Below are 17,104 nucleotides of genomic sequence, written 5' to 3'. Positions count from 1 at the left end.
GATCCTTTTTGCATGACTTTTGTGGAGCTCTCATGGAAAACACAAACTTTATGATCCGGCCCTTCGATGCGGCAACGGATCTGAAAAAACTGTCCAGTATCTGGTTCGAAGCCTCAATGAAGGCGCATCCCTTTATCGGTGAGCCAAGGTTGATCGAACAGCGAAGACTGATCGAAGAGGAATATCTGCCCAAGGCAGAGACTTCAGTAGCTTGCCTTGATGGGGAGGCCGTTGGGTTCATCAGCCTTTTGGGAACCTTCATTGGCGGGATTTTCATCGCACCAGACCGGCAGGGCTTTGGCATCGGTCGTAAACTGATTGCAGATGCACTGGTACGGAAGCAAGAGCTGTCGCTTGAGGTCTATACCGACAATGAACAAGCCGTCCGCTTTTACAGGTCGCTAGGTTTCCAGGAGGTTTCCCGGCGTGTTGTGGATGACTTCGGGTTCCCGTTCCCGAATGCGACTCTCACCCTGAAGAGCTGACAACAGGTCTGGCAGGGCTATTCCTGCCCTGCCAGACCACATTCACAATTGTCCGCTACTCCCCACAAAAGTCCCGATCATAAGGACCTGGCGAGTTGCGGAACCGGAGGGTGGTAAACGAGGCGACCGAAGCCGTCCCGTATGAGTGCTATTCAGCAGCAACCATATGCCGTTCTTCCTCGTCGTCAGCCGGGTCTTCCTCGCAATCGCCGGAAAGGAAATCGGGCAGATCGTCGGCTTCCGCCGCAGCGCCCGATGCCGGATCGACTTCGATGCCATCGTCCACCATGCGCAGCGGCTCAGGCAACCAGCCGGTATCCGCAAGCAGCCGTTCGGCTTCCTTGGCCATGTCGCCCTTCTTCAGGTGCCCGATTAGATCGGCAGCCCGGTCTCCGGCGCCTTCGCGCACGGCTTCGAGAATACGCGGTTTGGTTACACGGCCGAGATAATTGCCAACTGTCGGCCGCCAGCCCACGGCCACCATGTCGAGGCCGGTCGAACGGGCCAGCCGATCAGCCTCCGAAAGGCGGATGTCCAGACCATGCTGACTGACGCCCGTGCCACTGTAAGGGTTGGGCTTCTCGTAGAGCGCGTTGACACCGTAGCTGACGCAATGGGCGAGCAGATCCATGCGCGAACCATCGTCCAGATTGGTCAGCCAGTCCCAGAGAGTGGCATCGTCTGCCGGGACATGATCGCCCCAGCGTTCGTGGCGGTCAGCGATGGCCTTGGCCGACGCGCTGTCGCGCAAATCCTCGGCCTGAGCGGGAAGATGCACCTCCCGGACCTGTGCCTCCAGGCATCCGCGACTGGAATGCGGCATGAAGCAATCCATGACCAGGCGGTGCAGTAGTGCCGTCATGGCAACATGCGGGTTCACTGCCACCGCATCCCGCAGTGCCAGAGTGCGATGCGCGGTCAGTTCACTTATCAGACGATCGGGCAGCGGCTTGATGGTGTCGGCCTCGTCTTCCTCCTCCGTTTCGACCGGCTGGCCGCCCAGCGTGATGACTGCGCGCATGCGGCTTGCCTCCGGTTCTGCCCGCTCGATCACCTCGCCGGTTTCCGGGTCAACGATCTCAGCTTCCAGTTCCGCATGCGTTTCATCCTCGACGCGAACATAGCCGCGCTCGACCAGCAGGGAGCCATCCGAGTCGATACTGACGAAGACGCCAGCCATGCCTATTTGATCGGGGTCGAAGGTCATCGGGCGGCGCTCGAAGGTTTCAAGCGCCTGTTCGATCTCACCGAGGCGGGCGTCGATCTCGTCCGGCAGTTCATCGGCCTCGGCATAGTCCGCTTCGAGCCGGTCATACTCTTTGCGCAGCGTCTCGCGCCTCATACGCTCTTCCTCGGTCAGGTCGACCGTGGTGCCGACAAGATGCCGCAGTCCATGATCGTGACCGTAGGGGAAGGTCATGGCGACCTCGACCCACTTCCACCCTTCGGCAGCGATGGCTTCGGCTTCCGCCTTCAACTTTTCGCCCACCAGCCGGTCGAGCAGCACCGGATCTTGCAGCCAGCCACCATCGTCTTGCTGGAAGAGATCGCGCAGCACGCAGCCGCCAGCCTCCTCATAGGCGTCGATGCCGACGAAGAGCACCCGCTTGTCAGCGGCACGGACCGTAGTTTCGGTCAGCATGCGCCGGATGGTATAGGGCTCTTTCTGCCAGCCGTCCTTGATCCCATCCCAGACCTGTTCCTGGCGGGCATGGTCAGAGCTGACGGTGAAGGCCATGAGCTGCTCCAGCGTCATACCATCCTCGGCGTAAGTCTCCAGCAGCGTGGGCGAAACGGATGCAAGGCGCAGGCGCTGTTTCACCACCTTCGTGTCAACGAAGAAGGCGGCCGCGATCGCTTCCTCGGTCATGCCTTTCTCGCGCATGGTCTGAAACGCGCGAAACTGGTCGAGCGGATGCAGCGGCGCGCGCTCGATATTCTCGGCGAGTGAGACCTCGTCGATCAGCACGTCACTCCCAGCTACCGATACCACGCAGGGCACTGGCGCGACCTTGACGAGGCGCTTCTGCTTGACCAGCAGTTCCAGCGCCCGGAAGCGACGACCGCCGGCAGGCACCTCGAACATGCCGGTTTCCTTGCCTTCGGCATCCACGACCGGGCGGACGTGCAGGGACTGGATCAGCCCACGCCGCGCGATGGACTCGGCCAGTTCCTCGACCGAGATCCCGGCCTTGACGCGCCGGACGTTGGACTGGGAAAGCACCAGCTTGTTGAAGGGAATATCGCGCGAGGACGACAGGGTGATCTTCTGAACGGCAGTGGCCATGTCAGTGACTCCATGACGGACGCCGGTGAGCCTCTCTCTCCGGCTATCAGCCCGTCACCAAGCGAAGCGCCGCCCTCTTCCTCTGAAGAGAGCGACGCCAGCCGCAGAACCTGAAACCCGGAAATCAGGCACTCCGGTTTTCTGTATCGGCGGATGTACGGGAAAAGCACGCGCCGACGCGGTAGAGCAGACGCTCGGCGGCGCGGATGCTTCCGGTCTCACGGGCTGCCTCGGCCTAGACCGAGATCGGGAAATCGCCGGTGAACAGCAGGTCCCGCTCGATGCCCATGCCGAAGGGCAGCCGGACTGACTGCATCTCGCCAAGGCTCCACGAACCCAGTTCGGGATGACCGAGATCCGCCAGGCCGAACATGATGTCGTCATCCTCATCCAGTTCGGTAGCGAGCCAGACGCCTTCACCGATGGGATTGAAGAACTTCACGACCGGGATGTGATCCTGATCGCGCTGGCGGCCATTCGCCAGCAGGCGGTCTCGCTGTGCGCCGGTCAGGAGGATCATGCCGCAGCCCTCCGATCTGTTACGCTCGCATCCGGCTCCTCGACGCCCTCGGCAGGCAGATGCGACAGCAGCCAGTCTGCCGCCTTGCTGGCCTGCGAGGCCGCGCGGACAATGGCGCGGGAATCCTCGCGCATGACCTCCAGCCACGACCCGATATAGTCGGCATGGCGCACCGTCGGCACGATCCCGAGCGCGGCGCAGCTGAAAGCCGCGGTCTGCTCCGCAATCATTTCCTCGAAGGCGTATTTCTTCGAGCCGAACGAGCCGGTCAGATCGCGGTTGAGACGGCTGTGATGGCCGCTGGCGTGACCCAGCTCGTGAAGGGCTGTCCGGTGCCAGTTAATCGGCTCGAAATAGGTTTGCGGCGGCGGGACCATCACGAAATCCTGCGACGGCGCGTAGAAGGCGCGATCGCCGCCGATGCGGAAGTCGATGCCGGTGGCGCGGATCAGCGCCTCGACCTTCGGCTCGATCAGGCCCGGAGGCGGTGGCGGCGCAACGGTGGCGATGTCGTCAGGCAGTCCCTCGCATTGCGCTGCGTTGAAGACGGTGAATCTCTTCATGAACGGGATGGACTGTGCATCGTCGCCGGTTTCGCGAGCGCGGCGTTTCTCGTCCTCGGGCGTGAAGCGGTCGGCATAGACGACGGTGGTGCCGCGCTCGCCCTTCATGACATTGCCGCCGAGCGACAAAGCCTGGCGGAAGGTCAGCCAAGCCTGAGACGGGAAGCCGTGCTGGATGACCGCGCCCCAGAGGATGAGAATGTTGATGCCGGAATAGCTCCGGCCGGTGCTGGCGTTTTTGGGAAGGCCGAGCGGTGCGATATTGGGCGATTTCCCCCACGGCTGCACCCAAGGAAGCCTGCCTTGCTCCAGCTCGGCGATGATCTTGTTGGTAATGTCGTCGTAGAGGGTCGTGCGATCTGCACGGGCGTGCGCGCTGCGGTCGTATCTGGCCATCGGGATTGCTCCGCGACGGGCGCCGGAAGCCTCTCTTCCAGCCCTCAACCCGTCACGGAAAACCCGTCCGCACTCTCACTCTGAAGGGGGCGTTGCGGGGTCTCCCCGCTGATGGGGGTGCGTCGGCAACGCCAGTGCCGACCAGGGGGAAGGTTTTCCCCAAATGCCTCTGTATACTGGACAAAAAGAGCTTTGCTGGTTTCTTATGCAAGCTGGACCGACTCGCGCCAGTCGGAAGACGAATATTGCATGCCGCAATGGCTATCTAAGTATTTCCGAGGAATTTTCGTGGCCCGTTATAACCCAGATGCTGATCTTTCTCCCCTTTACGAGACGATGGATCGTCTTCGCACTGATTGCCTGATCGGCGATGGTTCCCTGCTTTCACCTGGACGCTCACTCTGGACCGCTGAACACTTTGCAGAGTTGCAGCGTACCTACGTGCAGAACCTCGATGAGGGCGAAGGCAAGTTCTTCGAAAAGCTGAAAGTCCAGCTGTCTGACGCAACCGCTGAGGCGCACTGCCTGATGGCCGAGCTGATCTGGCTACTTTATGCCTTCCAGCGTGGCGATGTTTCTCCCCCGACCAAGGATCGGAAAGTTCGAGAGGTTTGGTCCTGGTCAGGCCAGGATTTGCCGCAAGATGTGGCGGCCCTGACCGAGCAGGTTCTTTACGGTGTCGGCCGGGCTGGCCAGGGATATAACAACAATAAATGGCGCGAGCTCGTTCTGTTGATTACCGCCATGCAGGACCTCAAATCCAGGCCTGTTGATGAACGTCAACACCTGCTCGGGAACGGCGGCGCATTTGCCAGTTGGTTCGAGATACAGGTGAACGGCGAAAATCGGCAGTTGCGCCATATCCTGCCCTTCCTGCTTTTTCCTGACAGCTTCGAGCGCATCAGCGCCGGCCAGCATAAACGGGATATTCTGGCTGGCTTCGGGGCCACAACCGCAGCCGATGTCGGTGCTATGAGCATAGCCAAGCTCGATGACGCACTTCTGACTTTGCGCAAGAGCCTTGAAGCCAAGCATGGTTCACATGTCGATTTCTACGAGGGTGACTTCAGGCCTGTCTGGCAAAAGCCGAAAGAAAAGAAGGCGCACTCGACAGATAAACTGGATGAAGAAGCCGTCGTGCCAGCTCCATCCGGTTTTGAACTGAATACGATCTTCTATGGCCCTCCGGGTACGGGCAAGACGTTCAGCACCGCACGACGCGCCGTCGAGATATGTCTAGGCCAGATGGCGTCCGATCAAGGTGCAGTGCGCGCGTCCTATGCGCAACTGGTCGAGGACGGGCGCATCAGCTTCGTCACCTTCCATCAAAGCTATACCTACGAAGATTTCGTCGAGGGACTGCGACCCAAGCCGATGGCATCGGGCGCAGGCTTTACGCTCGAACCCGAAGCAGGTGTGCTGAAAGTGATGGCAGAGCGGGCTTCGAAGCAGGCCGGCAACCATGTCCTCATCATTGACGAGATCAATCGCGCCAACATCTCGAAGGTTCTGGGCGAACTCATCACGCTTCTGGAGGCGGACAAGAGACGGGGAGCGCCTGCGGCGGTCACCGTCACACTTCCTTATTCCAAGACCCCGTTCTCTCTTCCGGCCAATCTGTACATCCTTGGCACGATGAACACGGCCGATAGATCCATCTCGCTGCTGGACACAGCACTGCGTCGGCGTTTCGTGTTTGAGGAACTGCCGCCTGATCCCTCAGAACTCACAGGCATCGAACTCGACGATAGTGCGCTCGATCTTGCAGCCATTTTGGACAACCTCAATTTGCGCCTTGTCTATTTCCTGGGAGAGGATGCCCAGATCGGCCACGCCTGGTTTATGGGCATCAAGACGAAAGCCGACCTCGATCGCGTCATGGCATTCAAAGTCATCCCGCTGCTGTGTGAGTATTTCCATGACGACATTGAACGGGTTCGTATTGTTCTGGGTGGCGGCGACGGTTTCCTGAATCGAACCCCTATTCCGGTTCCCAAAGGGGCTGAGGGATTTGCTGAGGATCGGTATCGCTACTCCGATGTCTTTCGGGAAGAAGGCGCATACCCTGAAGCAGCTTACATGGCTCTTCTGGGACAGGAATAATGCCCAAACAGAAAAGCCATTACTCGCTGCCGGAATGGTCCTCCCTGCCCATTGGACCCGACGGAATCAGCGAAGGACAAGCCGAGCAACTGCATCTTGCCGCAATCACGGCTGCCCGCAGGCTTGGTGTGGCAAAGAACGGCGTGCTGGCGCGCGGTTTTCGGAAGCTGGAAACCAAGCAGGTTTGCGGCATTATTTCCGTTCCAGGGATAAGTTTGGAAATCCTGCCCAAGCTCACCGACGAGGACGGTGCATTGCGAGCAACCCTTGTGCGGATGATTGCGGTCGCCTTCGACATTCCGCTTTCAGAAGGGCAGATCGCGCAGATGGGCGCACAGGAGAGCGACCTTCTCGAAGCCTTTATCAATCTGTTTGTCACCCGCCTTGCGGAACAAGCGAAATCCGGTCTGACGCGCGACTATGTGCCTGAGGAGGATGTTTTACCTAAACTGCGGGGGGCGCTCGATGTGAGGCAGCAGATCGTTCGCCGCTCAGTTGATCCTTCCCGCCTGCATTGCCGGTTTGACGAGTTTTCCGAGAACACGCCGCTCAACCGGCTGTTCAAGGCCAGCCTGTTGCGCATTATCTCCTTTGTGCGCTCCGAGCCTCTGCGTCGCCGGATCGCTAACCTGACAGCGCGCTTCGCCGACATCCCCGCCAGCCCCGTCCCCCTGAGGGAGCGGATCGTCTGGAACAGGATGAATGAGCGCTTTCGTCAAGCGCATATACTCGCGCGTATGTTGCTGGAAGCAGAGTGGCAAAGCACGAGTTCCGGACACGGCACGGGCATTTCGTTGCTCTTCCCGATGAACCTGCTGTTTGAACGGTATGTTGCCCGCTGGCTGCAACGGGTTCTTCCGTCCGGGTCAGTTTCGGTTCAACGCCGCCAGCACACCCTGTTGCAGCATGGGGCCTACCCGCTGATCCCCGACATTGTCATTGACACGCCTGAAGGCCCACTGGTCATTGACACAAAATGGAAGGATCTGGGCGAACAGCCCGGCTCCGCGCCAAATGTGAGCCAAGCCGATCTTTATCAACTCGCGTCCTATGGGGCGGTCTATAAAGCAAGCCGCGTCATACTTCTTTATCCTGGACGGAAGCGCACGCCACCAACGATATGGCACTATACCGCCACAGACCGCAGAGTGGAAATCTGGCAAGTCGATTTGGCTCAGGTCCAACAAAGAAAGGATTGGGAGATCATCATTTACGCCATGATCCATTACACGAAAAACGGCATTCTTCCCAGGGCAGATATCCTGCTGACGAGATTAGTTTCGTGATGAGCCTGCAGGCGGCCCGAGCAATATTTGAGAGAAATAGAGAAGCAATGAAAATTCATGGCTTCAGAAGCAGCTAGAGCCATGCAAAAATACTCATTGCACCGATCCGAATCGGACATCTCATGATGTATAATTACAGAACTAACGACTAGACGGTGGAATTATATTTGGGGGCGTGGAAATTGAAGCTACACAATGTGAAGATTGAAAACTTCCGATTGCTGCAGGACGTCGAGATTGGTTTCGAAGATAGAACCACGCTGATCGTGGGACGAAACAATAGCGGCAAAACATCGATTGCAGAGCTTTTCCGCCGACTCCTCTCAGAAAAGACTCTCACCTTCCGTCTCGAAGATTTTTCTCTCGGTTGTCACGAGAAATTCTGGAACGCTTTTGAGGCGTTCAGTGCCGGAGCGGAGGTATCCGACGTACTGGATACCCTTCCCGTTATTCGTATAATAATTGATGTTTTATACGACGTTGACATGCCAGCCCTTGGAGCATTAGGCGAGTGCATCATCGACCTAAATCCAGATTGTACATATGCGCGTCTTGTCCTGACTTTTGGCCCTCGACCCTATGCAACTGCATTGCTCTTCGCCGATCTCCCTGCACCAGAAGAAGATGGAGAGAGTGCCAAAAGTGCGCTTTTCCGTGCTCTGGGAGCACGGGTTCCTGTCGCCTACAGCTCGGTATTAGAGGCGATTGATCCTAACGACCCCACGAATAGGAAGCCTCTCGAAACGAGAATGCTCACTACTATAATACAAGGCGGTTTCATCAATGCACAACGGGGATTGGACGATGACACGAAACGCGAACGAGATGTTCTTGGAAAAGTAGTAGAAATACTTTTTCAGTCGGCGCTAAACGATCCGATCGATCCTGAAAAAAGGACTACCGCCGAGCAGCTGAAAATCGCTGTCGAAGGCATTCAAAGCGATCTGCACAGCGACTTCAATGTAAAGCTCACATCGCTGCTGCCCACCTTCGAGCTGTTCGGCTACCCCGGACTGGCTGACCCAGGGCTCATCACTGAGACAAGCTTTGACGTCGAGAGATTGCTGAGCGATCACACCAAGGTCCGCTATGTCGGGAAAAACGGGATAACACTTCCAGAAACCTATAATGGTCTCGGCGTGCGTAATCTCGTCTTCATGCTACTGCAAATCTTGCGCTTCTTTCGTGAGTATCAGGCGACACCGACGGCGGCTGGCGTGCATCTAATCTTTATCGAAGAGCCGGAAGCGCACCTTCATCCCCAGATGCAGGAGGTATTCATTCGGCAACTCGATCAGATCACGAATGCTTTCGTCACTCAATTGAATGATAACCTCCCTTGGCCTGTCCAGTTTGTAGTTACGACGCATTCTCCGCACATGGCTAACGAGGCCCGCTTTGAATCCATGCGTTATTTCCTGTCGAAGGCGGACGAAGATGGCGTTCGGCGAACCATCATCAAAGACCTGCGCCGGGGCATGGGAGCTGCGCCCGAGCCTGATCGGGAGTTTCTGCATCAGTATTTGACCCTCACACGTTGCGATCTGTTCTTTGCAGATAAGGCCGTCTTGATCGAGGGAACGTCGGAACGCCTCCTCCTTCCGACAATGATTCGAAAAACGGACAGTGCGGCACCTGGAGCACCGCAACTGGGGAGCCAATACCTAACAGTCATGGAAGTAGGCGGAGCCTATGCTCATCGCTTCTTCGATTTGCTGACGTTCCTCGAACTCCGCACATTGATTATTACGGACATAGATACGGTTCGTCCCAATGCAAACAACAAGCGCGAGGCCGTACCTGTCGCGCAAGGGCAATTCACAAGCAACGGTTGTCTGAAGGCATTGTACGGTGCCGATATATCCCCGGCTGCCTTGCTCATCAAAACACCAGGCGAGAAGATTACCAATGGCAGGCGCATCGCATACCAGATTCCCGAACAGGATGGTGGAGCTTGCGGGCGCAGCTTCGAAGATGCGTTCATAATCGCGAACCCTGGCCTTTTCGCGCTTGGGGAGGAAGATGTTGCAGCGGCGGCGTATGAACTCGCTGCGGAGCAGAAAAAGTCCGCCTTTGCTCTGCAGTATGCGATCACAAACACCGAATGGAGTGTTCCCCGATACATCGCTGAAGGTTTGAGGTGGTTGGCACAGGGTAATCCTGCTCCTGTGGCCCCCCCAGAGGCAGTAGCGGTCGAAATCCTCGCCGAAGCTGCCGGCCTCGAGATCGACGCGATCCAGGAAGACGAACATGGCTGAGGGACAAGAAAGCCCAGCAGATGCCGCTGGTCGCATTGCTCTGGAACGCATGTTCGCTTGCTTGGATGAAGGACGCAGCTTTCGCCTAGAGGCCGGTGCTGGCGCAGGAAAGACCTACTCTCTTGAGAAAGCACTTCGCAGATTGATTGAAAAGCAAGGCTCCGCGTTGCTGCGGCAGCGCCAACAAATTGGCTGCATCACCTACACCAACGTCGCCAAAGACGAAATCATTGCCAGAACGAACGCGCATCCTGCCGTGAGACCCGAAACCGTTCACGGTTTTTGCTGGTCAGTCCTCCAAGATTTCCAGCCTACACTTCGTGAACTGGTTCCCGGGTTACCGACATGGGAAGAGCGACTTGCGGACACCGGCGGCATCGGTCAGCGTCGTATCCACTATGAACTCGGCTACCCCGGCGTTACGGACGATCAGGTTTCACTTCGCCATGAAGATGTACTGTCACTGATGATCCAGGCGATAAGCCGCCCCAAGTTTCGCCGAGTTCTGACTTCGCGATATCCCATTCTGCTTATCGACGAATATCAGGACACGGATGCCGGATTCGTTGATGCGTTGAAAGAATGGTTTCTTGATAGAGGTGAAGGCCCGTTGATCGGTCTTTTCGGCGACCATTGGCAGAAGATTTACGGCGAGGGATGCGGGCTGGTGGAGCACCAGACACTTGAGGTTATCGACAAGCAAGCGAACTTCCGATCGGTCGATCCGATTGTGCAAGTCCTGAACCGTATGCGCCCAGACTTGCCGCAGATGGTTAGCGATCCCGCTGCGCAGGGTGAGGCCCGTGTATTTCATACAAACGACTGGCCGGGGCAGCGGCGAACCGGACAAGGAGGAGGCCACTGGAAAGATGACACCAGTCCTGAGGCAGCTCGTGCTTACTTTCAGTGTGTGAAGGATCGGCTGTCTGCCGAAGGCTGGGATCTGTCTGTAGAGAAAACCAAAATCCTAATGCTCAGTCATAGTATTCTTGCTCGGGAACAGGGCTACGAAAACATTCGGAGCATCTATGGCCAGTTCAACGATCCCTGGTTGAAGAAGGAAGATCCTCACATCAAGTTTCTTGCGGACCAGCTTGAACCCGCTTGCGCGGCATTTGAGGCCAACCGTTATGGGGAAATGTTCGAGGCATTCGGGTCCAGTATGCCACGCATCCGCTGTCACGAAGACAAAATTGCCTGGACCAATGGCATGAACGCTCTCATCGCGTTGCGGCAGACCGGAACGATTGGTGAAATAATCGATTTCATCGCCGCCCAGCCGCACATGCGGCTGCCGGCCGCTGTGGAACAACGCGAAGCGAAGCTCGCTGAGGCAGGAGATGAACCCGTGGAAGGAGAGTCGCGCCGGATCACCCAACTTCGAGGGCTGCGGGCGGTTAGCTATACGGAATTGATAGCTTTGGATCGTTTCATCGACGGGCACACGCCATTTGCCACAAAGCACGGCGTGAAGGGCGCGGAGTTCGAGAATGTTTTGGTGATCGTGGGACGTGGCTGGAACAAGTACAACTTTGTCCAAACCCTAGAATGGATGGATGCAGCGCCTCCCGCTGATAAGCAGGAGTTCTTCGAGAACAATCGAAATTTGTTCTATGTTGCATGTTCGCGACCCCAGGTCCGCCTAGCGTTGCTGTTCACGCAACTCGTTAGTCCCGCAGCGATGGCGAAGCTCACAGAGCTGTTTGGTGAGAACAATCTCGTCGCTCTGCCTCCTGATCCGGTCGCAGCATGAGAGCTACTCTGAACCCACTTCAAGAAGCACATGGAGACTATCGTCCAAAACCAGAGCCCGTTGTCTCACACGATCGAACATACGATAAGCCCCGCGATTTCATGCAAGACGCATTTCCTCGACAGCATGGTTCGCGGGGCAATCTACATCATGCCGTCGCTCGATATCGAGTCGGCGAGCTGCCGATAGCCCAGAAGCCAACTAGAATGACTGAGAAATGATGGGGTTCGATCTGAGACAAAAAATTACCGAAAGCGGCTACGCCCTAATCTCCCAGCATCGTCCTAATGCTGACATCGTCGAAGTCGCTAACGAACTCGGCGATCCGCTCACGCCTTGGGAAGGCGGCCTTGTCCAAACTTTAATTCCTCGCGAAGAATCGACTCCGAATACATATAGCGGGAACTTTGGACTGGGCCGTTTTCCGTTTCATACCGATCTTGCCCATTGGCGCAGACCACCGCGCTACTTACTCCTACGATGCCTAATTGGATATGATGACGTTCCCACATTGCTGATCGATGGCCGCGCGCTCGTCAACACCATTTCTCGAGACACTCTCGCACGCGCAATCTTCAAGCCACGCCGGCCCCGCGATGGAGCCCTTGCGCTTCTTCGCCTGCTCGAACGTACGTCGGATGGCACCGATCTCCTACGATGGGATGAAATATTTCTTCAGCCAGCGAGCAAAGTTGGCGACACCGCCGACGCCCAGATTCGTAATTGGCTTGCGAAACGTGCCTCGCTGTCGATTGCCCTCATTCGTCCGGGGGATACCCTGATAATCGACAACTGGCGCATGCTGCATGCCCGTTCGCCGATACCGCTAGGACGAGAGGATCGTTCTATTGAGAGAGTATATTTGGGAGGGCTAAAATGAAGCCGACAATCAAGCCGGGCGCAACGCCGGCAACCTTCGATCCGGAGGCACTCTACGCGAAAGCTGTGCGCTACATCCAGAACATGGATGAATATGACAGCGATAAATGGGAATATGCTCTCTGGTCGAGCCTCGCTCTAGAATTTCTTGCCCGCGCCGCTCTTGCAAATGTAAGCCCCGCGCTGCTTGCAGAAGCCGATAAAAATGGATCGAACCTCTATTTTGCGCTTGGCTTCACTCCGTTCGAAGAGAGGTTCTCGCCGAGATCCATCGCAATCAGCGAGGTGTTCAAGCGCCTCTCAGGGATACTGCCGGAGTTCACCAAGGAGCACGAGAGCTTCGGTGTCGTGCATACCGGTAAGCGCAATGCCGAGCTTCATACTGGCGAACTCGCATTCGAGGGAATTAGGGGATCGACCTGGCAACCAAGATTCTATCAGACTTGCCAAATCCTTCTGACGTCAATGAGCATCCCACTTGATGAATTCCTTGGCGAAGACGAAGCGGAGGTTGCCAGGAAGCTGATCGATGCAGCTGCAGATGAGAGCGCGAAAGCCGTGAGGGGCGACGTTGAGGCGCACAAGAAGGTCTGGAACGCCAAGCCAGAACACGAGCGTACGACGCTGCAAACGCAGGCGTCAGTGTGGGCCAGCCGTCAAAACGGTCATAGAGTCGACTGTCCGTCATGTGCGTCGACCGCACTTGTGCTGGGAGAGCCGGTTTCAGCCCCAACGCAGAAGCTCGACGACGACGAAATCATTGAGACGCAGGAGTACCTCCCGACGCATTTTGAATGCGTAGCCTGCGGCCTCAAGATTGCCGGACTCTCCAAACTCGCAGCCGTTGGGCTCAGCGACCGATACAAGAAGAAGCAGACCTACGATGCAGCAGAATATTATGCTCCTGCTGACGATTGGTCCGGCTACGAAGACGACAATAACGAACGTTGATAGTTGGCTCCAAGGTAACTTGGCCCGATACACCATTGATGCGCTGCGGAGAGCTCTGGAGAGAGCCTAAAGAAAACTAGCTGCCACAGAGCGGCCGAAGGAGAAGTCTATGGGGGCGCGAGATGAGTTCTCACCCAGAACCAAACAAACACTTGCAGAACGAGCTGCGCACTTCTGTTCGAATCCTGACTGCCTTAAGTTGACTGCGGGGCCACATTCGGATCAGGAGAAGAGCCTGAGAACCGGTCATGCCGCTCACATTAGGGCCGCCGCAAGCAACGGGCCACGCTACGATGAGAACCAAACTCCGGAACAGCGCAAGCACATCTCAAATGGCTTGTGGCTTTGCAGGGAATGCGGTGACATCGTTGATAAGGATTCTTCGCCTCACAAGCCCGAACTTCTCCGTCAGTGGAAACGTGACCATGAGGCGTTGATCGCGGAGGTTCGCACGAAAGGCTACGCGCAAAGCCTCGTGCTTCTGCAAACACGGCAACAGGCACCCCAGCTTGCGAAGGACATAGTCTCAGAATTTGAGGACCACCGCGCAATCTGGGAGTCGTTTGACGCAGAGTTCCCCGACCGGGTTCGCCAATCGCTGGACCGTCTGCGGTTCAGGTTACTTGATTTACGAAAGGGACTACCCCAGGGTGGCGAACTGGATCTGGTACTCCAATCATTGACGAAAACGATCCTAACGTTCTTCGTTCAAGTTGAAGAAATCGACTTGGTGACGCTACGTTGCGACAGCGGAAACCCCAGTTGGTTGCGGTTTAGAGATGCGCTAGCGACGCTGCGGAAGTCGGTTGGACTGCAGCTTTTCCATCTTTGCGATGCTTACAAGACTAGTCCCACCGATGAACTAGCACAAATAATGCCCCAAACCGACTAACAGAGCGATAGTGGAGTACATCGCCACCAACCGACCCTTCCCTTTTCTACGCCACGGCATCCTATTCACCGCACAGCAATGTCCGAGACCTTCCCTGCAATGACATTCCGCGCTTCCATCATCCCAGCCCCTTTCCGGGGATGGGATTTTGGAGACGATGGCGGTCAAGCGGAACAGGATCAATATCGAGGTTACGCCCTCAACCGGACCCAAAACGGACCGGTACGATCCTTCGCGCAAAGACGCTGCCGTGTTGTCGCTGGCTCGCATGATTGGTCGCCAGATCGCCCGTGAGCAATTTGAACGCAAACTTGCAGCGGAGCGCAAAGCACAACGTGACCTGCGTAGTTGACCTGTAAATTCCCTTGCATTTATACGTGTAATACGTATTATATAAGCAGACCTTTTCTCCTGGAGTCTGCGATGCCAACCACAACCTCCCTCGAATTTCAACGCAAGTTCGGACAGTATCTGAACGAGTCTCACCGTGAGCCGGTAGAGATCACGCGACATGGCCGGCGCGAGTTTGTGCTGATGTCGGCCGCCCAATATGACGCACTACTGTCAGCGGCGCAGCACATGGGCAATACCATCAAAGCCGCCTCCGAACCTGAACAGAATTAACCTGCCCCCTGACACGGAGCTTGAAAGGACTGACCGATGACCCGCGTTGCGCTCTATGCCCGATATTCTTCCGACAATCAGCGCGAGGCGTCGATCGAGGACCAGTTGCGCATCTGCCGCGAGCAGGCGAAGCGCGATAAGTGGAAGATCGTCGGAACCTACCAGGATGCTGGCATTTCAGGCGCGAGCATGATCCTGCGGCCTGGCATCCAGACGCTCCTTCAGGATGCACAGGCAGGCCAGTTCGACATCGTATTGGCAGAGGCACTGGATCGCATAAGTCGTGACCAGGCTGACGTCGCCACCTTCTACAAGCACCTCAAATTTGCTGGCGTTTCGATTGTCACGCTGTCCGAGGGCGAGATCAGCGAGCTTCACGTCGGTCTCAAGGGCACGATGAATGCGCTGTTCCTGAAAGACCTTGCCGTCAAGACTCATCGCGGCATCCGTGGTCGCGTAGAGGAAGGGAAGTCAGGCGGCGGGCTTTGCTTCGGCTACAATGTCGTCAAGCAACTGGATCCGCGCGGTGAACCCGTTCGCGGCGACCGGGAAATCAACCAAGCCGAGGCGAATGTTGTCCGGCGAATCTTCCGCGAGTTCGCCGCTGGCGTTGGCCCACGCACAATCGCCCGCACATTGAACGAGGAAGGCGTCCCCGGTCCAGCTGGCAAGCTCTGGAGCGACACCACCATCCGTGGCCATGTGAAGCGCGGCACGGGGCTGGTCAACAATGAACTCTACATCGGTCGTCTGATCTGGAACCGGCTTCGTTACATCAAAGATCCTTCGACCGGAAAGCGCGTGTCGCGGCTCAACCCGGAATCGGAATGGATCATCAAGGACGTGCCGGAACTGCGGATTGTAGATGATGCGCTTTGGCATTCGGTCCGCGAGCGGCAGGACGCTATCGCCGAGAAATACGTCAATGTCACTGAGGCTGTGCGCAAGCACCACAAAAAGAATCACCTGAACGGCACACGTCGGCCCAAGTCTCTTCTGTCCGGCCTGGTGTTCTGTGGCTGCTGCGGAGGGCCCTACTCGCTTCGCGGCGCTGATCGGTTCGCTTGCTCGAACCACATCAGCAAGGGTGCCTGTTCAAATAGCCGCACGATCCCGCGTGAGGAATTGGAAGCCCGCGTACTCTCCGGCCTGAAGGACCGTATGATGGCGCCTGAAATTGTTGAGGAGGCGATGCGCGCCTATGCGGAGGAGACCAACCGACTGAACCGGGAACGTCGCTCCAGCGGCGATGTCTGGAAAGCGGAATTGGTAAAGATCGAGAAGCAGATCCGCGGCATCATTGAGGCGATCAAGGCCGGCATGTTCCACGAGAGCATGAAAGCAGAGATGGACACGCTGGAGGCACGCAAGGCCGAACTGAACACCTTGCTGGCCGACGCGCCAGAGGACACACCAGACATACTGCCGAGCGCCTCGGCGATCTATGCAAAGAAGGTTTCAGCCCTGGCGAAAGCGCTCAATCGCAAGGAAGAGCGACAGGAAGCGGCAGAGACATTGCGCGGCCTGATTGAGAAAATTGTGCTGACGCCGGGACCAGAACGCGGCGAGCTTTACGCAACGCTGCACGGCGAGTTGGGTACAATCCTCAATTGGACGGAGTTCCAAACCATTGGAAAGGCTGCTAAAACGACAAAACCCGCCGCTGGTGCGACGGGTATGTTAGTATCGGTGGTTGCGGGGGCAGGATTTGAACCTGCGGCCTTCAGGTTATGAGCCTGACGAGCTACCGGGCTGCTCCACCCCGCGTTACCAGCGCAAGTTCGCAGAACTTGTCGCGACAGAGCAAACTCAAGGAGTTTGCGTATACAGGTTTTTGCGTTAGCAAAATACCGATTGCGTAAATCCCATTGGGATTTATCACGACTACGTCATTGCTTTAGCAACGACGGATCTCTGGCGGAGTAAATTGCGCAGCAATTTATCTCCTGTAAGTGGCGCACATGATTTTGTACGCCGTTTTTATTGCCTTTAAAGCTTTTTACTAAACGACGAAAGGCCGCTTATCGCGGCCCTTTGTATCGGCTGGGCCGAAGTTTGTGAATGAGAAGATTGATTGTTGCGTTTTGCAGACCTGGCAGCGACCTAC

General features: G+C 56.8%; 13 protein-coding genes, 1 tRNA gene and 1 pseudogene. 11 read left to right on the top strand and 4 right to left on the bottom strand.

Annotated elements, in window-relative coordinates:
- Window positions 1–32: 32 nt before the first annotated feature.
- Complete coding sequence (locus JZX89_RS06750) at window positions 33–485, top strand: GNAT family N-acetyltransferase (RefSeq protein WP_151653354.1); 453 nt, start codon at window positions 33–35, stop codon at window positions 483–485.
- Between the two features lie 148 nt (window positions 486–633).
- Here the strand turns inward: JZX89_RS06750 and JZX89_RS06745 are convergent, their stop codons facing one another.
- The 3 genes and pseudogenes from JZX89_RS06745 to JZX89_RS06735 form a co-directional block, all read right to left on the bottom strand.
- Complete coding sequence (locus JZX89_RS06745; RefSeq protein WP_151653352.1) at window positions 634–2,772, bottom strand: ParB/RepB/Spo0J family partition protein; 2,139 nt, start codon at window positions 2,770–2,772, stop codon at window positions 634–636.
- Between the two features lie 124 nt (window positions 2,773–2,896).
- Window positions 2,897–3,292 (bottom strand): annotated as a pseudogene (locus JZX89_RS06740) (DUF2958 domain-containing protein).
- Window positions 3,289–4,251, bottom strand: a complete 963-nt coding sequence (locus JZX89_RS06735) for an ArdC family protein (protein WP_151653350.1) — start codon at window positions 4,249–4,251, stop codon at window positions 3,289–3,291. The pseudogene JZX89_RS06740 and the gene JZX89_RS06735 overlap by 4 nt, the downstream one beginning before the upstream one ends.
- Window positions 4,252–4,443: 192 nt before the next feature.
- Here JZX89_RS06735 and JZX89_RS06730 point away from each other — a divergent pair, with 192 nt between their 5' ends.
- From JZX89_RS06730 to JZX89_RS06690, 10 genes are all read left to right on the top strand, one after another.
- A complete protein-coding gene (locus JZX89_RS06730) occupies window positions 4,444–6,354 on the top strand; it encodes an McrB family protein (protein ID WP_246746677.1) in 1,911 nt (636 codons plus the stop codon).
- Window positions 6,354–7,640 carry an McrC family protein gene (locus JZX89_RS06725; protein WP_151653346.1) on the top strand — a complete coding sequence of 429 codons (1,287 nt, stop codon included), beginning with the start codon at window positions 6,354–6,356 and terminating at the stop codon, window positions 7,638–7,640. Before JZX89_RS06730 ends, JZX89_RS06725 begins: the two co-directional genes overlap by 1 nt.
- A 197-nt stretch (window positions 7,641–7,837) precedes the next feature.
- Entirely contained in the window at window positions 7,838–9,898 is a 2,061-nt protein-coding gene (locus JZX89_RS06720; RefSeq protein ID WP_207133569.1) for an ATP-dependent nuclease, read from the top strand.
- Window positions 9,891–11,651: a UvrD-helicase domain-containing protein gene (locus JZX89_RS06715; protein WP_151653340.1), complete on the top strand. Its 1,761-nt coding sequence runs from the start codon at window positions 9,891–9,893 to the stop codon at window positions 11,649–11,651. The genes JZX89_RS06720 and JZX89_RS06715 overlap by 8 nt, the downstream gene beginning before the upstream one ends.
- A 217-nt stretch (window positions 11,652–11,868) precedes the next feature.
- The gene (locus JZX89_RS06710; RefSeq protein ID WP_151653338.1) at window positions 11,869–12,531 is read left to right on the top strand and encodes a Fe(II)-2OG oxygenase family protein; all 663 of its coding nucleotides are present in this window, start codon (window positions 11,869–11,871) and stop codon (window positions 12,529–12,531) included.
- The gene (locus tag JZX89_RS06705; protein ID WP_151653336.1) at window positions 12,528–13,481 is read left to right on the top strand and encodes a hypothetical protein; all 954 of its coding nucleotides are present in this window, start codon (window positions 12,528–12,530) and stop codon (window positions 13,479–13,481) included. The genes JZX89_RS06710 and JZX89_RS06705 overlap by 4 nt, the downstream gene beginning before the upstream one ends.
- A 109-nt stretch (window positions 13,482–13,590) precedes the next feature.
- Complete coding sequence (locus tag JZX89_RS28990; protein ID WP_151653334.1) at window positions 13,591–14,373, top strand: DUF6650 family protein; 783 nt, start codon at window positions 13,591–13,593, stop codon at window positions 14,371–14,373.
- A 148-nt stretch (window positions 14,374–14,521) separates the two neighbouring features.
- On the top strand, window positions 14,522–14,725 hold the full coding sequence (locus JZX89_RS06700) for a hypothetical protein (RefSeq protein ID WP_151653332.1): 204 nt from the start codon (window positions 14,522–14,524) through the stop codon (window positions 14,723–14,725).
- A 71-nt stretch (window positions 14,726–14,796) separates the two neighbouring features.
- A complete protein-coding gene (locus JZX89_RS06695) occupies window positions 14,797–14,997 on the top strand; it encodes a type II toxin-antitoxin system prevent-host-death family antitoxin (RefSeq protein WP_151653330.1) in 201 nt (66 codons plus the stop codon).
- Window positions 14,998–15,033: 36 nt separating this feature from the next.
- Window positions 15,034–16,731 carry a recombinase family protein gene (locus JZX89_RS06690; protein WP_207133844.1) on the top strand — a complete coding sequence of 566 codons (1,698 nt, stop codon included), beginning with the start codon at window positions 15,034–15,036 and terminating at the stop codon, window positions 16,729–16,731.
- On the opposite strand, the gene JZX89_RS06685 is transcribed toward JZX89_RS06690, so the two are convergent.
- A tRNA-Met gene (locus JZX89_RS06685) sits at window positions 16,688–16,764 on the bottom strand. The two genes, JZX89_RS06690 and JZX89_RS06685, sit on opposite strands and share 44 nt — an antisense overlap.
- Between the last annotated feature and the right edge of the window lie 340 nt (window positions 16,765–17,104).

This window comes from Agrobacterium burrii (genome assembly GCF_017313405.1).
Classification (GTDB): Bacteria; Pseudomonadota; Alphaproteobacteria; order Rhizobiales; family Rhizobiaceae; genus Agrobacterium; species Agrobacterium burrii.
Note: the sequence above shows the minus strand (reverse complement) of the source record. Positions and strands in the feature narration are given on the sequence as shown.